The sequence below is a fragment of the Halobaculum sp. EA56 genome (assembly GCF_051195075.1).
GTDB lineage: Archaea > Halobacteriota > Halobacteria > Halobacteriales > Haloferacaceae > Halobaculum.
In genome coordinates this window covers 110969-128392 of record NZ_JBNTJX010000002.1, presented here as the reverse complement: position 1 = coordinate 128392, position 17424 = coordinate 110969, and the positions used below count along the sequence as shown (strand labels likewise).

Here is a 17424-nt window from a genome sequence, read left to right as displayed (position 1 = left end):
CCGGCGTACGTGTATGACTGTCGAGTTGCCGTTCGCGCCCGTCGACGACGTCATCCGCCGGAACGCGGGTGACCTCCGGGTCAGCGCCGGCGCGGCCGAGGAGCTGGCCGGGCGCGTCCAGCGGCACGGGGCGTCGCTGGCGGCCGACGCGGCCGAGCGGGCGGCCGCCGACGGGCGCAAGACCCTGATGCCGGCGGACTTCGGGGTCGAGCAGGTCGTCGCGCGTTCGGAGCTGACGCTCCCCATCGCCCCCGTCGACCGCATCGCCCGACTCGACATCGACGACTCCTACCGCGTCTCCATGGACGCCCGCGTCGCGCTCGCGGACATCCTCGAGGACTACGCCGACAACGTCGCCCGCGCGGCCGCCCTCCTCGCGCGTCACGCGGACCGACGGACCGTCCAGGCCGAGGACATCGAGACGTACTTCGCGCTCTTCGAGGGGTAGCGATGCGGTTCGGCTACAGCGAGACGTGTCTCGACCACGACACCGGGGAACGCCACCCGGAGAACCCCGACCGCCTCCGGGCCATCCGCGAGGGGCTCAAGCGCAAGCACGGCGTCGAGTACGTCGAGGCCGACCCCGCCTCCCGCGCCGCCATCGACGCCGTCCACGACGCCGACTACGTCGACGAGGTGGTCGAGTTCTGCGAGTCCGGCGGCGGCAACTGGGACCCCGACACCGTCGCCTCCGGCGGCACCTGGGCGGCCGCCCGGGCGGCCGCCGGACAGGCGCAGTGGGCCGCCGAGGAGGCGCTCGCCGACGCCGGCGACCCGGGCCGCCGGACGCCGTTCGCGCTGGGACGGCCGCCGGGCCACCACGCCGTCGAGGACGACGCGATGGGCTTTTGCTTCGTCAACAACGCCGCCGTCGCCGCCCAGTCGGTCGTCGACGACGGCGCCGCGGAGCGCGTCGCGATCTTCGACTGGGACGTCCACCACGGGAACGGCACCCAGGACATCTTCTACGACCGCGGCGACGTGCTGTACAGTTCGATCCACGAGGAGGGGCTCTACCCCGGCACCGGCGACCCCGAGGAGACCGGCGAGGGCGACGGCGCGGGGGCGACGCTGAACGTCCCGCTGCCGGCGGGCGCGGGCGACGCCGACTTCCTGCTGGCCATCGACGACCTGATCGCACCCGTGACGCGGCGGTTCGACGCTGACCTCGTGATCGTGTCGGCGGGCTTCGACGCCCACCGCCACGACCCCATCTCGCGGATGCGCGTCTCGACGGAGGGGTACGCGCTGATGACGGAACGGATGCGAACGCTCGCCGGGGAGGTCGACGCCGGCCTCGCGTTCGTCCTGGAGGGCGGGTACGGCCTCGACACGCTCTCGGAGGGCGTCGCGATGGTCCACGAGACGTTCGACGGTCGGCCGCCGATCGAACCGGACAAGGACCCCGAGGATCGGAGCGTCCCGGTCGTCGAGGACCTCCGCGAGCGGTTCGACCTGGGGTAGGGCGGGGCGTCGGCCCGGGCGGGTCGGGTCGCCGCTACACCTCGGGCTCGAAGTACTCGCGGAGGTCGACGCCGAAGTCGCCGCCGTCGCCCGCGTCGCCGCCGGCCAACTGCGCCAGTTCCTCGCCGGCGAGCACGTCGTAGCCGCGTTCGAGGGCGGACTCGACACGCGCGCCCAGCGCCGCGTCGAGGATCCGGTCGGAGTCGAGGACGGCGACCGCGTCGCGCTCCTCGGGGCCGCGCGGGCGCTCGACGACGTAGCGACCGTCGTCGACGAACGGCCCGTAGACGTCCGGGTCGTCGGCGTACTTGTCGTGGAATCCGACGGCGTGGTCGCGGACGTGAACTGGCGGGCCCTCGTGGCGTGCGACCGCGGGGAGCCGCCGGGCCGCGAGCTCGACCAGCAGGACCGCCCGGCGGTCGCTCCCGTCGCCGTCGCGTTCGGCCGCGAACGTCGCCGAGCGGAGCACGTCGAAGCCCAGCCCCGAGAGCTCCCGGTCGAGCCCGGCGAGCGAGCGACGCAGTTGCGGATACAGTTGGTCGTCCACGAGGTCCGGCACGTCGAAGACGACCGCGACGGGCGCGGTGTCGCGGCGGCGGACGTGCGCGCGCACCGCCTCGGGCGCGAGCGGGTCGGTCGGGTCGGGAAAGAACGGGTCCGTCCGGGGGTCCGCGAGCAGGTCGCGGGCGTGGTGCTGGAGGCGCGCGAGGTTGTCCGCCGAGAGGACGGCGGCGACGTTGCGCTCGGGGTCGGTCGGGTCGATCACGACGAGCGGGTCGTCGAACTCGGCGCTCCCGTGGCCCTCCGGGTCGAGCCTGACGGGCGGGTGCCAGTCGGCGACGGCCGCGAGCGTCTCGCGGACGCCGCCGTGTTCGAGCACCAGCAGCTCGGTGAGGTACCCGGAGAACCCCCGCGTGCGGAGGTCGCTGCCGTACACGCCGATCCCCTTCAGGAACGCCTTGAGGACGCGCACGTCGCCGGCGAGGTCGTCGTCCAGCCGGGCGGCGAGGTACTCGTTGTGGAACGGCGTCCGGTCGACGGCCGAACGGATGTCCCCCGCCGAGTCCACGTCGTAACACGGGACCAGGTCCACGTCGAACCCGTCGCGCTCGCCGACGACGTACGGGTGTTCGGCGTACTCCTCCTCGCCCTTTGGCAAGACCGCGTGGCCGACGCGGAGGCCGTACCGCTCCAGGTCCTCCCGGGAGAGGTCGGTCGGGAACCGGACGAACAGGTCGATGTCGCGGTCGCCCGCGAGCCACGTGCCGCGGGCGGTCGACCCCACGGTGAGGACGTCGGCCTCGTCGGCCGGCGACGGGAGGTCGTCTACGGCCTCGCGGGCGCGGTCGGCCAGGTCCGCGGCGGTCGCCTGCAGCCGCGCGCGCTCGTCGGAATCGGGCGTCACGCGCTCGCGGACCGCCGCGAGCACGGCGTCGAGGTCGGTCCCCGAGTCGTCGTCGGGTCCGCCGTCCGGTCGGTCGCTGTCGGCGGGGTCGGCGCCGGCGTCGCCGTCGGCGTCCGGATCGGTCATACCCGCCCCTTCCGCCGGCCGGATTACGAGCGTGTCGGTCCCGCCCGGCACGGCCGGCTGCGGTGTGGGAATCACCCGCTCGCGCCGGGACGAAACGAAAGCACTTTCAAATTCACCCCGGTACATGCAGGTGCGAGCCGAAGTAGCTCAGCTGGTAGAGCGCCTCGCTGTTACGGGATTCAGTTCCGCTGTCTCCCGCAGAGACGAGGTGGTCCCAGGTTCGAGTCCTGGCTTCGGCGCTTCTCTCTCACTCGCGTCCCGTAGCCGCGACCGGGTTCGTCCCGCCGACGGCGACCCGGAAGGGAAACTACTTGCCGGCGGCGCGACAACCGGGGCGACGAGGGCCCATAGCTTAGTCCGGTATAGCACCCGGCTCATACTCCGGCCGGCCCTGGCCGCCGGATGGGACACCGGGCGGTCGAGGGTTCGAATCCCTCTGGGCCCACTCCCGGTTCTCGTGATGCCACCCCCGGAAAGCGTGCGGTCCGGCGGCCGTTCGGCCCGGTCGGGGGCGAGTTCCCTCGACACTGTTTCACACGGAGACGCTCGGTTCACCTCTTAGCAACCGGTTTCTCGGAGGCGTCCCGATCCACGGTCGCGGAGGGAGGTCTCGAAACGAGCACCGGGTCGAGCGGCGGCCGACCGCGACACACGACCACCGAGAGTGGCATCTACATCACCGCGAACGGACGGACGAGGCGAACCGGGGGAGAGGGGGACCGACCACGGCCGGCGGCGGTTCCTCGCGGGGGCGGGCGCGGCCCTCGCGGGCGCCGTGGAGCGATGTGTCAGCGGCGGACGAACCCCGCCGGCTGACGACTCGTTGCGGCCGCGGGGGACCGCACGCGGACGGTCCGTCTCGCGGGTGCGGCGCGGGGGGAGCTACCGGCTCCGGTTCCGCTGGCGCGACCGGGGCGCGGCGCGGTCGCTCTCGGTCGAGGTGCCGGCGGACCGGTACCGCGAAGCGCGAACCGCCGAGCGAACGCTGGGGGAGACGTTCCGCGCGGCGCTGGAGGACGACCTCGCGGGGTCGGTCGCGCGGGCCCTGGCGACCCGGCTGGATGCCGCCGGCGTCGACACCGCCGGCGGACGGCTCCGCGGCGCGCTCGCGTTCGTCCGTTCGCTGCCGTACGCGACCGACGCCGGGTCGACAGGCGCCGTCGAGTATCCCCGCTACGTCCCCGAGACCCTCGTGGACTGCGAGGGCGACTGCGAGGACTACGCCGCGCTGCTCGCGGGCGTGCTCGCCGCGCCGCCGTTCGACTGCGACCCCGCGCTGGTGATCCTCCCCGGCCACGCCGCCGTCGGGGTCGCGCCCGACGCGCCCGGGGTCGGGGCCGACGCGGGCGGCGACGCCGTCGCGACGGTGCGGGCCGGCGGCCGCGAGTACGTCTACCTCGACGCGACCTACGACCATCCGATCGGCACGCTCCCGGCCTCGGAGCACGGCCGCGAGGTCGTCGCCGTCCACGACGGCCGGTGGCGTCTCGGCGATCCGGGGGCGATGATCGAGCACGTCGGCGGCGCGGTTGACAGCGGCGTGTCGCTCGACCCGCCGGCGTCCGCCCGGCGGTGACATCGAAAGCGAGCGCGGGGAGGGGGCGGGGGCGGCCCGGGTCCGGGAATGGGGCCGGAAGGCGGGGGAGCGGCGGGCTTCGAGCCGCCGGGAACCGCCCCGCCCGCTTTTCACGCCGCCGACCGAGGATCCGCCCATGACGGAGGGACGGCCGTGAGCGCCGCCGACGAACTGATCGTCGTCGCCGACGACCCGAAGTACGACCCGGACCGCCTGCGCGACGTGGTGGACTGCCGCGTCCGGACGGCCGACCTCTCGACGCCGTCAGCGCTGCGCGAGCACGCCGCCGACGCGGACGCCGCCGTCGTGAACGTCGGGGTCCCCGTCACCGCGGACGTGCTGGCGGACCTGAACCTGCGCGTGCTCGCCCGCGGCGCGGTCGGCCTCGACGGCATCGACGTCCGGGCGGCCGCCGACCACGGCGTGCGGGTGATCCGCGTGCCCGACTACTGCCTCGACGAGGTGGCCGACCACGCGGTGGGCCTGCTCACGTCGCTCGCGCGGGGGATCCCGGCGTACGCCGACCGGGCGGAGGCGGGCGCGTGGGACTGGGAGCCGCCGTACCCGGTCTCGCGCCTGGCCGACTGCACCGTCGGCGTCGTCTCCTTCGGCCCCATCGCGCGCCGCTTCGCCGCGCGGATCGACCCCCTCGTCGACCGGGTGGTGGCGTCGGATCCGTACGTCGACCCCGGGGAACTGCGCGACCGGGGCGTCGAGCCGGTGTCGTTCGAGGCGCTGTGTCGCCGCGCCGACCACGTCTCCGTGCACGCGCCGCTGACCGACGAGACGCGGGGGATGGTCGGCGCGGACGCGTTCGCGGCGCTCCCCTCGCACGCGGTCGTCGTCAACACCGGCCGCGGGGGCGTCGTCGACGAGTCCGCCCTGGAGGCCGCGCTCGACGACGGCGAGGTCGCCGCCGTCGGCCTCGACGTGCTGGAGACGGAGCCGGCCGGCGAGGACCACCCGCTGCTCGGGCGCGACGACGTCGTCGTCACCCCGCACGTCGGCTGGTACTCGGCGGAGGCGAAGCGCGACCTGAACGAGTCGCTCGCGCGCGACATCCGCCGGGCGTTCCGCGGGGAGGAGCCGCGGGGGCTCGTCGACCCCGACGCCGACTGGCTGTGAGGCGGCACCGGGTCCGCGGCCGTCGGGGGTCCGGGACCGCTCAGAAGTAGGTGTCGCGGACGGTCCGCGCCAGCAGGCCGTCCCGCTCGAAGGCGATGTAGACGACGACGAAGGCGCCCCGCTCGGGCCGGAGGACGAACACCTCCCGCGGCTCGTCGTCCCCGAGGTCCTCGTTCACGCGCTCGACCAGCGGTTCGAGGGGGGTGGTCCCCGAGCGGAACTCCCCGAGCAGGTCGCGCGCGCCCGCCTCGGCGAACACGTACAGCGCGCCGTTCGGCTCGCCGTCCGTGTCGCGGGTGACGCGCGAGGCCATCCCCTCGCCGGCGGCGCGGGCGTCCTGCCAGGCGTCGCGGGCGGCCTCGAACAGGTTCTCGACGGCGTCGGCGAACAGGTAGCGGCTCTCGCGCTCGATCGAGGCCGAGTCAAAGCGGGCCAGCGGCGTGGCGTCGGGGTCCCCGCCGCCGGCGCCGTGGCCGGGCCAGCGAAGGCGCGCCCGAACGACGTACCCCGGATCCAGCGAGTCGACGGTCTCCGCGAGGGCGCCGTCGTAGCCGGTCGCCGCGACCCTGACCGGCTCGAACCCCTCGTCCGGGGCGGGGCCGGGTCCGGGGTCTGGCGTGTCGAGGTCGACGAGCACGAGCGCCTCCGCGTCGGCGTCGCGGTCGAGCACCCGGTAGCGTCGCGGGCCGAGCGCGGCGCCCTCGCCGGCGGAGACGCTCGCGCCCCCGCCGCCGGTCGACTCCCAGTCGTCCCCCGCCGTCGCGTCCGCGTCGCCCTCGGGGGCTCCGGCCGATGGTCCCGCCTCGTCGGCCCAGTCGTCCCCGTCGTCGGCCCACGGGTCGAGCGAGCCGTCGTCGCCCTCGGGGTCGTCGCCTGCGTCCATACCGGATCGAGCGGCCCGGCCGGTAAGCCCGTGTCGCTCCGGGACGGTCGGTCCGGCGTGCCCGTACCGTTTTGTCGGTTCCGTCCCTGTCGTGGCCCGTGCGCATCGAGGACGCCGTCGAACCCTCCGAACAGGGGATGAAGCTGCTGGAGGTCGGCACGGCGTACTTCCTGATGGTGCTGTTCGCCATCGGCTTCCTCGACCTCCTGCTGGTGCTCGTGGACCTGCTCGCGAGCGGGGAGTTCACGGACCCCAACCAGGTGATCGACATCATCGACACGGTGCTCGTCCTCCTGATCATCGTCGAGATACACCAGACCGTGGTGGCGTTCTCCCGGAACGAGCCGGTGGTCCGGATCGTCATCAGCGCGGCGCTCATCGCCATCACCCGGAAGGTGATCTCCTTCCGCCCCGGCGAGTACGCCAGCATCGACCAGGCGTTCGTCGCCGCCGGGGCGTTCTCGCTGCTGCTCGCGGTACTGGTCGCGGCCTACTACGTCGTCCGGCTCACCGGGAGCGCGGCGGTCGCGGACGTGCTCGCGGGCGGCGACGGATCCGGCGGGGAGGCGTCCGCCGACACCGGGCCGCCGCCGGGCGCGGGGCGGGAGAGCGGGGACGGCCCCTCGGACCCGGACTGAGTTCCGACCCGGGCTCCGGGGGCCGCCGCGTCCGGCTACAGCGCCCCGCTCGCCTCGCGGAACAGGCCGTCGAGGATCTCCGGCGTCGTCGGGTGGAACGCCCGGTCCGGGACCTCCCGCACGTCCGCGCCGTCCTCGACGATCACCTGCATCGTCTTCGCCATCACGTCCGCGTGGAGGTGCAGGCCGAGGTAGCCCAGCACCGTGCCGTCGTCGGCGTCGACCACCAGCCGAGCGAGCCCGCGCGACGCCGCCTTCGTCTCGAACACGCCGTCGTCGGCCGCCTCGCGTCCGACCTCGATCACGTCGTGACCGGCCGCCCGGGCCGACTCGGCGCTGTGGCCCACCCGGGCGTAGGGGTAGACGGCCGCCGCCGAGAACACGACCCGGTGGGTGATCGGGTCGTACTCGGCGAGGTCGTCGCCGCGGGCGTCCGCGAGGACGTTGTCGGCCGCGAGGTACCCCTGCTCCTTGGCGACGTGCAGCAGCGGCCGGCGTCCGTTGGCGTCGCCGACGACGAACGTCCGCCCGGTCGCGTCGTCGACGGCGCGCATCGTCGCGTCGACCCAGTCCGGCCCCGGGTCGAGGTCGGTCGCGTCGAGGTTCAGCCCGTCGAGGTTCGGCCGGCGGCCGGTGAACAGGAACAGCTCCTCCGCCTCGACGGTCGCGCGGTCGTCGTCGCGGTCGGTGTGCAGGCGGACGCCGCCGTCGGCGGTCGCCTCCAGCGACTCCTCGCGGGTCCCGGTGAGGATCTCGACGCCGAACTCCTCGCGGTAGCAGTCGAGTATCTCGTCGCCGACGGGCGCGGGCGCGTCGTCGAGGGGCCGCTCGTCGTGTTCGATCACCGTGAGGTCGACCCCCGCCTCCGCGAGGTAGGGGACGAGTTCGAGGCCGACGTAGCCGAAGCCCATCACGACCCCCGAGTCCGGCAGGTCGGTCGCGTCGAGCACGGCCGCGCTGTCCATGTAGCTCACCTCGTCGATCCCCGGGAGGTCCGGGACGTTCAGCGTCGACCCCGAGGCGACGACGACGTAGTCGGGGGCGAGCCGTTCGCCGCCGGAGAGTTCGAGCTCGTGGGGTCCGACGAAGCGCGCGGTCTCGTGCCGGAAGTCGACCCCCTCGATCGCGGCGATGTCGTGGACCGCCGACCGACGATGCTCGGCGAACGAGGAGACGTGCTCGTCCTTGCGTTCCACGACGCGGTCGAGGTCCATCCCCGGCGCCGGGCCGGCGAGCCGGTCGTCGTGACGCGCGCGATAGCGGTGGCCGGCCGCCGACAGCACCTCCTTCGAGGGCATACAGCCCCGGAGGATGCAGAGCCCGCCGCCGGGCTCGCCGTCGTCGACGAGCGTGAGCCTGTCCAGCGGCGCGTCCGGGTCCGTGGGGTCGGTGTGCCCCGAGAGCGTCTCGGCGGCGGCGGCGCCCGCGCTCCCGTAGGCCCCGATGACTGCCACGTGCATGGGGTGCCCGTTCCGGCCGGGGCGTGAAGTAGCTACGGTCGTCGTGGCCCGCGACCGCAGACCCGGGCCGCTCCCGTTCCGGGATCCGCCCCCGTCGCCCGACCCGGTCCCGTCCCGCGACCGTCCCCGGCGACGACAGGGCTAACTCCGACCGTCCGGTAGGCGAGGCCGTGTTGAACGCCGGCCTGCGCGACCGCGCGGCGTACCTCCGCGACGCCGACGCGCTCGTGCTCGCGGACCTCCACGTCGGGCGCGCGGAGGCGTCGAACGTCGAGTACCCCCTCGGCGAGGCGGCCGACCTGACGGACCGACTGACCGCCCTGCTCGACCGGTTCGACCCGGGGGAGGCCGTGTTCGCCGGCGACGTGCTCCACCGGTTCGACCGCGTCTCCGTCGCCGCCGAGCGGTCGCTGTCGGGGCTGGTCGACGCCTGCCGCGACGCCGGCGCCCGGCCCGTGCTCGTCCGCGGCAACCACGACACGTCGCTGTCGGCCGCGTGGGACGGCCCCGTCCACGACGCCCACGAGCTCGACGTCCGGGTGCGGGGGCGCCCGGCGGTCGTGCGCCACGGTCACGAGGCCCCGCCCGGGGACGAGGCCGCGGGCCTGTACGTGATCGGCCACGACCACCCCGCCATCGCGATCGAGGGGGACAGGCGCCCGTGCTACCTGTACGCCGAGCGCGCCTACCGCGGCGCCGACCTGCTGATGCTCCCCGCGTTCAGCCGACTCGCCGCCGGCGTCGAGGTGAACCGGCTGACCGCGAGCGAGTTCCGCTCGCCGTTCGTCGTCGACGCCGACGCGCTCCGGCCGATCGTCGCGCCCGACGGGGGCGGCGGCGACGACGGCGACCGGGACGGGACGGACGCCGACGCCGCCGGGAGCGGAGGCGGGAGCGGAACCGACCGGGACGGCGACGACCCGCTGGAGTTCCCGCCGCTCGGGGAGTTCCGGCGGCTGTTGTAGCCGGCGACGGCGAGGCCGGCGCCGCCGACGCGGCGAACGCTTTTGACGCGTCCGTGCTACGTGATATCGATGGCCGCGATCAACGAGTGTCTCGGCTGCGGTGTCGAGTTCGATCACAGCGACGGCGTCTGTCCCGAGTGCGGCTGGAGCGCCGCCGAGTTCGCCGACCGCGGACGGTACGGGCTGGCGAGGGAGGGCCACGGCGAACCCGAGGACGAGGGGGACGGCGACCGCGACGGGGGCTCGCGCGGTCCGCCGCCGGGTCCGAAGGGACTGATCGGGTTCTGAGACGGTGGGGGTCCGGCTCAGTCGGCGTCCGCGCGGTCCTCCTCGTCGCCCGGGGCGACCGGGGCGCCCTCGCGCATCGACAGCGGCGGGCGGTCCTCCGCGTGGCGCGCGTCGTTGAGCGCGTCACAGACGGTCCCCTGCCCGCCCATGTTCACCCCGGCGAGGCGGGTCCGCTTGCGGACGAGGTCGACCTCGTCGCCGTCGAACGGCTCCCCCTCGGGCGTCCGGAACAGTTCGGGGTGTTCGTCGTCGAGCAGCCCGGTCGCCTCGGCCTTCTCCAGGTATCGCTCGACGGGCTCGGCGTCCGCCTCGACCGCGACGGCACCGTCCCGCACCCATACGCGGACCCGGCCCTCGGGCGCGTCCGCGAACTCCAGATCCGACCGGGTCACCCCGGCGACCTGGTCGCGGGTCAGCCCCGCCTGGAGTAGCGCCCCGGTGGCGTCGTGCTGGCGGGCGGTCCGGGCCTTGCGGTCCAGTTCCAGCCGGACGGACTCGACCCCGCCGTCGGCGTCGGGGAACGCCTCCTCGAAGGGGAGCCCCTCGTTGACGCCGCGGGTGATCTCCCGCTCGTGCATGTGGTCTCTGAGTTCGACCTCCGCGCGGGCGACGTCGGGAAGCGACTCGACCGCCTCGCGGGCGTCGACCGCCATCATCCACGCGAACGCCGGCGAGCACCACGCCGTCGGGAGCGTGAACGCGACGAACACCTCGTCGCCGTCGCTCCCGTCGCCGGCGTCGATCCGGATCTCCTCGACGTAGTCCAGCTCGACGATGGACGTGTCGAGTTCGGGGTCAGTCACGCGGTCGAGGCGCTCGCGAACCGCGGGAGGCGTCGTCGTGGGGGGGGCCGACTCCGTGTCCGCCGGCGGCGACTCCGAGGACATCAGTCGTCCGCCGGCGCGGCGTCGGTGCCGCCGGCGTAGTGGTCGGCGAGGCCGAACTCCTCGGTCACGTCGTCCGAGCGGAACTGCTCCTTCTTCGCCTCGATGTCGATGTCGTACAGCTCGGCGGCGTTCTCCCCGAGTATCTTCCGCTTCGTCTCGAGGCCGAAGTCGACGCCGTACTCGTCTCGCTGCTCGTCGGTGAGCTCGGCCTCCATGAACGTCTCCACGAGCCAGTCGGGGTTCCACAGCGCGTAGTCCGACCCGAACAGCAGGCGGTCCTCCCCGAGCCAGAACAGGAGCTCGCCCATGATCTCGCCGAACTTGCGCGGGCGGTGGACCGCCAGCGGGGCCGCGACCGCGAGCCCGCCGTACACGTTCGGCTCCTGGGCGGCGATCCAGCAGAAGTCGTCCAGCCGGGGGAGCCCGACGTGCTCGACGACGAAGTTCAGCTCCGGGAAGGAGGTGGCCGCGTCGTCCACGTCGGCCACGTCGAAGGCGTCGCGGTTGAGCGGGCGGATCGTCGGCCCCTTGTGCGGGTGGATGTTCTCGATGCCCAACTCCGCGCACTTGTCGAGGAACCTGAACGACTCCTCGCTGTCGAGGCGCCACCCCTTCGAGTCGCCGCGCCACTCGGCCGTGTACAGCTTCACGCCCTGCAGGTCGTACTTTCGGTCTAGTTCCTCCAGGTACTCCAGCCCCTCCTCGCCGTCCCGGGGGTCGAAGCTCCCGTTGAGGACGAACCGCTCGGGGTACTCCTCGGCGAGTTCGGCGTTCTGCTCGGTCGTGTTGAACCCCTCGTCGTAGAACTCCGAGAGGTACGTCGGCTGGAAGACGCCCATGTCCACCGCCGCGTTGCCGAACAGGTCCTCCGTCATCCGCTCCTTGCCGTACTTCCGGTACTCATCCAGGCTCCACTGCCGCTCCTCGGGGGTGAACCCCGTGTGGTAGTCGTAGAAGCACTGGATGAACTGCTCGCCGCCCTCGTGGACGATGTTCTCCTCGCTCGCGTCCCACAGGTGGACGTGCGAGTCGATCACGAACAGTTCCTCGCCGTCGTCGGTCACGTACATGTGTTATGTCACTCGTTGTCATCCCTCATGATTGTTTGCACGATTCGACCGTCCCTCGCACAGCCGTCGGCGAACGAGCCGGAGCCTGTCGACCCGGCCCGACCCGACCGGGGGCGACCCGACACCCTCGACGTCCGGGCTCGGGTCGCGACGGGGTCCCGCCGCGTCAGCCACCCCCGAGCAGGAAGTCCGTCAGGTGCTCGCGGAACGCCTCGCCGCGGTCCTCGGGCACCCAGTGGTTCGCCTCCTCCAGGCGCACGAGTTCACAGGAGCCGATGTCATCCTCCAGTCGCTCGGCCCACCGAACGGGCTGGAACTCGTCCTCGATCCCCCACAGCAGCAGCGTGTCCGCCGTCACGTCCGCGGGGTCGACCTCGGTCGTGTGACTGGTGTTCGTCCCGCTCGCGTCGCGCACGAGCGACGTGACGCCCTCCTCGGAGGCCCACGGCGCCTTCATCGCCTCGACGAACGCGTCGTCGGGATCGCCGTACAGCGTGTCCCGGAAGAGGCCGTCGAGCATCCCCTGGACGTCCTCGACGCTGTTCTCCCGCGCCGACTCGGGGAGCCCCAGGTCGGTGACGATCTGGATGGGCCAGGAGTCGTACGCGACCGAGTTCGAGAGCACGAGTCGGTCGACCGCGTCGGGTGAGCGCGCCGCTAGGCGGAGGCCGACACCGCCGCCGAGGTCGTGGCCGACGAAGTCGACGGTGCCGAGGCCGAGGTCGTCGATCAGGCCGCGGACCGCCTCCTCCTGGGCGCGGATCGACCGGTCGAAGCCGTCGTGCATCGCGGAGTTGCCGTACCCCACCATGTCCGGGGCGATCGCCCGTCGCTCGGCGGCGACGGCGTCGAACTGGTGTCTGAACAGGTACGAGTTCGTCGGGATACCGTGGAGGAAGACGACCGGATCGCCGCCGCCCTCGTCGCGGTAGGCGACCTCGAGGTCGTGGTCGTCCACGGCTACCGTCGTGCTGTCCTGCGCCGCCGTCCACTCGTCGTAGCTCGTCATGTGTCTCTCAGTTCAGCGCGTCCGGGTATCCCGGGATGTCGTGCTGGCTGTCGGGCATCGCCTCCGGCCATCCGGGGGCGACGTTGTACCGGCGCTCGCCCTCCGGGTCGCTCGCGCGCCCGCGAGTGAGGCTCGGCGGGAACGTCAGGACGTTGCGGATCGTCGAGGCCGGGGCGCCCTCCGGCGGCCCGTGCTCCCGGTAGTTGTGGCCGTTCGTGTTCCCGTTCACCGTCGTCCCGGTCGGGTACGTCGAGCCGTGGACGCGACCCAGCCCCTGCGGATTGCGGTCGGTGACGAACTCCTCGCACTGGAGTTCGCACATGAAGGCCCGCGGGATGCCGCTGTGGGGATTGAATTCCGTCGGGAACCCCGAGCGGTAGTGGATCGATATCGGGTCCCGGTTCTCCCCGCGGTTGATGTTGTAGTGCCCCCAGAACGTGCCCATCTCCTCTGGCAGGCCCTTGTGGAACTCGGCGTCCGGGCCGACCTCGTCGAGGAAGAGCTTGTCCGGCGGGTCGACGTCCGGGTCCTTGCCACCGGCGACGCCACGTCCCATCCGGAGCTGGCCGTCGGCCTGGGTGTTGTACCAGAACTGCGGCCGTCCGTGGTCCGTGTCCTCCAGGCTGTCCCGGATGAACTCCCGGGGAACGTCGTCGTCCTCGACGGCGAAGATCCAGTAGCCGCCGTCCCGAACCTTGTTCGCGGTGAAGGTGTCGCGGTTGGTCATCCCGCCGAGTTCGTCCTCGTCGTTGGCCGGGACGGCGGCCCCGCTCTTGACGTAGTTCGTGTAGGCGACCTTCGGTTCCAACATGAGGGACGTCTCGGGAACGACGGCGTCCGTGGCGTCCACGTCCGGGTCCGGCATCCACACGAACGTGTCGAACATGTTGTCCTCGGTGATGCCGTCGGTGACCTCCTCGCCGGTGTACTCGTCGGGCCCCTCGCCCGGGAACGCCCAGCGTGCCTTCTTCCCACGCTGTCCCAGCGGCGGGGCGAACGTCCCCGGCGGGACGGTCCGCACGTCGCCGTACTCCGCGCCCTGCATGTCGATCCCGAAGTGGTCGATCAGGAAGTCGTGGTGCGCCTGTCGGTCGGCGATGATCTCCTCGACCGTCCGCTTCTGGATGTCGAAGTGCCAGAATTTCGCCAGGAGCGGGTCGCCCTCTACCCCGCCGGTGTCGTAGTGTTCGCTGTCCGGGTCCGCGTACGGCGAGGTCGTCGGGCCGTCGACGATCCCCTCCGCCAGGTACGCGAGGACGTGGTCGAACGTCCCGAGTTCGGGCGCCGTCTTCACGTCGGTTCCGCCGTAGGGTGTGTATCGGCCGCCGCGACCGCCGGACCCGCGGCCGTCCCCGTCGCCGTCCTCCTCGCCGCGATGTTCGTCCGCCGCCGCCGCGCCGGTCCCGAGCGCGCCGACGATGCCGATACCGCCAACCGTCTTCATCAGGTTTCTGCGTTCCATTGGTGACCTCGGTGGCCGACGGCGCTCCCCGTCGGCACGGGTTCCCCTCGCCGCCGATCGGGCTTATTCATGAACAGCCAGATCGCGTGTAAGGAAGCCCGACCGACCCTGCAAAGGCGGCCAGCGGTGCCACAAAGGCGGCCAGCGCCCGGTAGTTCACGGCTACCACTCACCCGACCCCGCCCGCGATGCAGGGGGGAGAGACCACCCCGACCCGTCGGTCGTGGCCCCCGATCACCCACTCGCCAAACGCTTAATCAGTGAGGTGTGGTATCGATGAACATGTCAATCGAGTCCGCCGAGGCACGACCGCGGACCGTCGAGCTGGAGCTCCTCGTGCGGGACCCGGACTGCTTCTTCGTCGCCGCCTCGGAGTCCATCGGCTGCACCGTCGAGCTGGAGGACATGGCCCACCGGTCGGACGACCGGCTGCTCGAGTTCTTCACCGTCAGCGGGACCGCGCCCGAGCGCGTGCTCGACCTCGTGGCCGACGCGCCCGCCATCGACGAGGCGCACCTCGTCAGGGAGACCGACGACGGCGGGCTCTTCGAGTTCGTCGTCGCCGGGCCGTGCGTGACGAAGACGCTCGCGGACGCGGGCGCGGTCACGCGATCGGTGACCGCCTCGAACGGGGAGGGGCGCGTCGTGGCGGAGGTCCCCTCCCACGTCACGATCCGGCGCGTGGTCGAACGGTTCACGGAGCGACACCCGGGGTCGGAGCTGCTCGCCCACCGGCAGCGCGACCGGTGTCTCCGGGTCGGCCACTCCGAGGCGGGCCCGCTCGACGAACTGACGCAGCGACAGGAGGAGGCGCTGCGGACGGCGTACGCGAGCGGGTACTTCAACTGGCCCAGGGACAACGGCGCCGAGGACTGCGCGGCCGCCCTCGGCATCTCCCAGCCGACGTTCAGCCAGCACCTCCGCGCCGGCCAGCGTCGCCTCTTCGAGGCGCTCTTCGGCGCCGCGACCGACCGCTGAGCGGGTCGGCGCGAGTCGTTCCGGTGAGTTCCCCCGGCTCCTCCGGCGAGTCGTTCCGGTCACGGGCCCCGCGAGTTTGCGCGTTCATGCCCCGAACGGGGCTCGGGTGCGGCCGTCGTCTCCCCGACGTTCCGCGTCCGAGATCCACGTACTGCGTCGGGCCGCGGCCGTCGGGCACGGGGAGCGGAGCCGGACCGCCCGGGGACGAACTCGCCCCGGATCCTATGGACATAGGGACTACCGCTATGGAGTCGCGGCGGGTCCGTACATGTGATGCGTGATACCAGTACACACATACACGCTCCCCCGGACGGATCGGGACGTCCGTGTGCGACACGGGACTCCTCCCGACGGACGCCGGCCGATGGAGCCTCGCCCGGGGGAGTGAGCGACGGCGAGGCGTTCGAGACGCTCGCGAACGAGCGACGCCGCCTCGTGGTCCGCCGGCTCATGGGTCGCGATTCGGGCGTGGGCCTCCGGGAACTCTCCCGACAGGTGGCGGCGTGGGAGAACGACAAGCCCGTCGAGCGTGTCGGGTCCCAGGAGCGACGGCGCGTGTACAACGCGCTCCAGCAGTTCCACCTCTCGAAGCTGGACGACCTGGGGGTGGTCCGATACGACGCCGGCCGCGGCGTCGTCGAGCCGACGCCGGCGCTCTCGGAGCTTCGACCGTACCTGAACGCGACCGACCGCTCCGGGCGACGCTGCCTGTCGCCGCTCGCGACGAGGGCGGCCGGCGCCGCGCTCGTCGCGGTCGCGCTGGCCGGCGCCGCGCTGGCGACCGCGTCGTCGGCGACGCCGCTGCTCGCGGGCGTCGGTGTCGCCCTCGTCGGCGCCGCAGTCACCGTCGGGTGGACCGTCGGCGACGCGGACCCGGCCGACCGCGTCCCTCGCGAGGGGGACTCGTGACCGGACGGCGCCCCCGGCCCCGTCGAACGCCGCCGCACGGGCGGCGAACCCCGGGACGCACCGAGCGGGAGACGCCCTCCGCACTGCGAGGCTTTTTGAGCCAGTGCGCGTATCACGTTACACGATACCACAATGCAAGCAGCTAGACTCCACGAGTACACCGACGACATGGCGAACGCCCTCACGATCGACGAGGTCGACCGACCGACGGCCGAGGCCTCCGACGACGTGATCGTCGAGGTCGAGGGCGCGGGGTGGTGCCAGACGGACAACCACATCATCGAGGGGATGTGGCAGGAGTACGTCCCGCAGGAACTCCCGCTCACGCTCGGCCACGAGAACGCCGGGACGGTCGTCGAGGTCGGTCCGGAGGTACAGACCGTCGAGGAGGGCGACAGCGTCATCTGTCACCCGGTGATGACCTGCGGGACGTGCCGCCCGTGCCGGCAGGGCGAGGACATGTACTGCGAGAACGTCCGCTTCCCGGGGCTCACCCACGACGGCGGCTTCGCCGAGTACCTCCACACGAACGAGCGTGCGGTCATCCCCCTGCCGGGCGACGTGGACACGACCGACATCGCGCCCCACGCCGACGCGGGGATCACGGCCTACCACGCGGTCAAGAAGGCCGCCCGCGAGCTCAACCCCGGCGACACCGCGGTCGTCATCGGCGTCGGCGGCCTCGGCCACATCGGCCTCCAGTGCCTCGACGCGATGAGCGCCGCCGACATCGTCGCGCTCGACCTGAAGGAGTCGGCGCGCGAGCTGGCCGCCGACCTCGGCGCACGCCACACCGTCGACCCCGCGAGCGAGGACGTGCCGGACGTGATCGCCGACCTCACCGACGACGTGGGCGCCGCGCAGGTGCTCGACTTCGTCGGCGCCGACCAGACCACGGGGCTGGCGCCCGACATCGTCGCCGCCGGCGGCGACCACCACGTGATCGGCTACGGCGGCCACATCCACGAGCCGGCGCAGTCGCTCGTGAACGGCGAGTTCAGCTACAAGGGGACGCTCGTGGGCCGGTACACCGAGCTCCAGGAGCTCGTCGCGCTCGTCGAGCGCGGCGAGGTCGACCTGCACACGAGCCGCTACTCGCTGGACGAGGTGAACACCGTCGCCGAGCGCTTAGAGCACGGCGAGATCGACGGCCGGGCGGTCATCGAGCCGTAGCCGGCG

At 72.8% G+C, this 17424-nt stretch carries 17 protein-coding genes and 2 tRNA genes; 12 read left to right on the top strand and 7 right to left on the bottom strand.

The features are described from left to right. The first annotated feature begins 13 nt into the window (after positions 1–13). Together ACQUQ1_RS03795 and ACQUQ1_RS03790 are read left to right on the top strand one after the other, a co-directional pair. A complete protein-coding gene (locus tag ACQUQ1_RS03795; RefSeq protein WP_435062936.1) occupies positions 14–448 on the top strand; it encodes a histone in 435 nt (144 codons plus the stop codon). Positions 449–450: 2 nt separating this feature from the next. Then, entirely contained in the window at positions 451–1464 is a 1014-nt protein-coding gene (locus ACQUQ1_RS03790; protein WP_435062935.1) for a histone deacetylase family protein, read from the top strand. A gap of 34 nt (positions 1465–1498) precedes the next feature. On the opposite strand, the gene cca is transcribed toward ACQUQ1_RS03790, so the two are convergent. Continuing rightward, entirely contained in the window at positions 1499–2995 is a 1497-nt protein-coding gene (gene cca / locus ACQUQ1_RS03785; RefSeq protein ID WP_435062934.1) for a CCA tRNA nucleotidyltransferase, read from the bottom strand. A 136-nt stretch (positions 2996–3131) separates the two neighbouring features. Here cca and ACQUQ1_RS03780 point away from each other — a divergent pair. The 4 genes from ACQUQ1_RS03780 (at position 3132) to ACQUQ1_RS03765 (ending at position 5696) form a co-directional block, all read left to right on the top strand. Beyond that, positions 3132–3234 (top strand) — tRNA-Asn (locus ACQUQ1_RS03780). 102 nt (positions 3235–3336) lie between these two features. Next, positions 3337–3440, top strand: a tRNA-Ile gene (locus ACQUQ1_RS03775). Between the two features lie 420 nt (positions 3441–3860). Further along, positions 3861–4571, top strand: coding sequence for a hypothetical protein (locus ACQUQ1_RS03770; protein ID WP_435062933.1), 711 nt, complete (start codon positions 3861–3863; stop codon positions 4569–4571). A gap of 153 nt (positions 4572–4724) precedes the next feature. Further along, positions 4725–5696: a C-terminal binding protein gene (locus ACQUQ1_RS03765; protein ID WP_435062932.1), complete on the top strand. Its 972-nt coding sequence runs from the start codon at positions 4725–4727 to the stop codon at positions 5694–5696. 40 nt (positions 5697–5736) lie between these two features. Here ACQUQ1_RS03765 and ACQUQ1_RS03760 read toward each other — a convergent pair whose 3' ends face one another. Continuing rightward, complete coding sequence (locus tag ACQUQ1_RS03760) at positions 5737–6579, bottom strand: DUF6663 family protein (protein WP_435062931.1); 843 nt, start codon at positions 6577–6579, stop codon at positions 5737–5739. Positions 6580–6677: 98 nt separating this feature from the next. On the opposite strand from ACQUQ1_RS03760, the gene ACQUQ1_RS03755 reads away from it, so the two are divergent. Then, a complete protein-coding gene (locus ACQUQ1_RS03755; protein ID WP_435062930.1) occupies positions 6678–7217 on the top strand; it encodes a phosphate-starvation-inducible PsiE family protein in 540 nt (179 codons plus the stop codon). A 35-nt stretch (positions 7218–7252) separates the two neighbouring features. Here ACQUQ1_RS03755 and ACQUQ1_RS03750 read toward each other — a convergent pair whose 3' ends face one another. Beyond that, complete coding sequence (locus tag ACQUQ1_RS03750; protein WP_435062929.1) at positions 7253–8677, bottom strand: dihydrolipoyl dehydrogenase family protein; 1425 nt, start codon at positions 8675–8677, stop codon at positions 7253–7255. 170 nt (positions 8678–8847) lie between these two features. On the opposite strand from ACQUQ1_RS03750, the gene ACQUQ1_RS03745 reads away from it, so the two are divergent. Further along, positions 8848–9642 (top strand): metallophosphoesterase, encoded by a 795-nt coding sequence (locus tag ACQUQ1_RS03745; protein ID WP_435062928.1) that lies wholly within the window; start codon positions 8848–8850, stop codon positions 9640–9642. Between the two features lie 69 nt (positions 9643–9711). Further along, the gene (locus tag ACQUQ1_RS03740) at positions 9712–9930 is read left to right on the top strand and encodes a hypothetical protein (RefSeq protein ID WP_435062927.1); all 219 of its coding nucleotides are present in this window, start codon (positions 9712–9714) and stop codon (positions 9928–9930) included. A 17-nt stretch (positions 9931–9947) separates the two neighbouring features. On the opposite strand, the gene ACQUQ1_RS03735 is transcribed toward ACQUQ1_RS03740, so the two are convergent. From ACQUQ1_RS03735 to ACQUQ1_RS03720, 4 genes are all read right to left on the bottom strand, one after another. After that, complete coding sequence (locus ACQUQ1_RS03735) at positions 9948–10817, bottom strand: metal-sulfur cluster assembly factor (RefSeq protein WP_435062926.1); 870 nt, start codon at positions 10815–10817, stop codon at positions 9948–9950. Next, on the bottom strand, positions 10817–11887 hold the full coding sequence (locus ACQUQ1_RS03730) for an amidohydrolase family protein (protein ID WP_435062925.1): 1071 nt from the start codon (positions 11885–11887) through the stop codon (positions 10817–10819). Before ACQUQ1_RS03730 ends, ACQUQ1_RS03735 begins: the two co-directional genes overlap by 1 nt. 166 nt (positions 11888–12053) lie before the next feature. Then, positions 12054–12896, bottom strand: a complete 843-nt coding sequence (locus ACQUQ1_RS03725; protein WP_435062924.1) for an alpha/beta fold hydrolase — start codon at positions 12894–12896, stop codon at positions 12054–12056. 7 nt (positions 12897–12903) lie between these two features. Then, positions 12904–14358, bottom strand: coding sequence for a hypothetical protein (locus tag ACQUQ1_RS03720; RefSeq protein WP_435062923.1), 1455 nt, complete (start codon positions 14356–14358; stop codon positions 12904–12906). A gap of 282 nt (positions 14359–14640) precedes the next feature. On the opposite strand from ACQUQ1_RS03720, the gene ACQUQ1_RS03715 reads away from it, so the two are divergent. The 3 genes from ACQUQ1_RS03715 to ACQUQ1_RS03705 all read left to right on the top strand — a co-directional run bounded on the left by ACQUQ1_RS03715 (position 14641) and on the right by ACQUQ1_RS03705 (position 17418). After that, entirely contained in the window at positions 14641–15336 is a 696-nt protein-coding gene (locus tag ACQUQ1_RS03715) for a helix-turn-helix domain-containing protein (RefSeq protein WP_435062922.1), read from the top strand. A 384-nt stretch (positions 15337–15720) separates the two neighbouring features. After that, a complete protein-coding gene (locus tag ACQUQ1_RS03710; protein ID WP_435062921.1) occupies positions 15721–16245 on the top strand; it encodes a DUF7344 domain-containing protein in 525 nt (174 codons plus the stop codon). A gap of 132 nt (positions 16246–16377) precedes the next feature. Further along, positions 16378–17418: an NAD(P)-dependent alcohol dehydrogenase gene (locus ACQUQ1_RS03705; RefSeq protein WP_435062920.1), complete on the top strand. Its 1041-nt coding sequence runs from the start codon at positions 16378–16380 to the stop codon at positions 17416–17418. Positions 17419–17424 lie beyond the last annotated feature (6 nt).

Coding starts and splice junctions, on each gene's coding strand:
- ACQUQ1_RS03750 (WP_435062929.1), bottom strand. CDS start 8,677: ATGCACGTGGCAGTCATCGGGGCCTACGGGAGCGCGGGCGCCGCCGCC.
- ACQUQ1_RS03730 (WP_435062925.1), bottom strand. CDS start 11,887: ATGTACGTGACCGACGACGGCGAGGAACTGTTCGTGATCGACTCGCAC.
- ACQUQ1_RS03705 (WP_435062920.1), top strand. CDS start 16,378: ATGCAAGCAGCTAGACTCCACGAGTACACCGACGACATGGCGAACGCC.
- ACQUQ1_RS03720 (WP_435062923.1), bottom strand. CDS start 14,358: ATGGAACGCAGAAACCTGATGAAGACGGTTGGCGGTATCGGCATCGTC.
- ACQUQ1_RS03790 (WP_435062935.1), top strand. CDS start 451: ATGCGGTTCGGCTACAGCGAGACGTGTCTCGACCACGACACCGGGGAA.
- ACQUQ1_RS03795 (WP_435062936.1), top strand. CDS start 14: ATGACTGTCGAGTTGCCGTTCGCGCCCGTCGACGACGTCATCCGCCGG.
- ACQUQ1_RS03715 (WP_435062922.1), top strand. CDS start 14,641: ATGTCAATCGAGTCCGCCGAGGCACGACCGCGGACCGTCGAGCTGGAG.
- ACQUQ1_RS03740 (WP_435062927.1), top strand. CDS start 9,712: ATGGCCGCGATCAACGAGTGTCTCGGCTGCGGTGTCGAGTTCGATCAC.
- ACQUQ1_RS03760 (WP_435062931.1), bottom strand. CDS start 6,579: ATGGACGCAGGCGACGACCCCGAGGGCGACGACGGCTCGCTCGACCCG.
- ACQUQ1_RS03735 (WP_435062926.1), bottom strand. CDS start 10,817: ATGTCCTCGGAGTCGCCGCCGGCGGACACGGAGTCGGCCCCCCCCACG.
- cca (WP_435062934.1), bottom strand. CDS start 2,995: ATGACCGATCCGGACGCCGACGGCGACGCCGGCGCCGACCCCGCCGAC.
- ACQUQ1_RS03725 (WP_435062924.1), bottom strand. CDS start 12,896: ATGACGAGCTACGACGAGTGGACGGCGGCGCAGGACAGCACGACGGTA.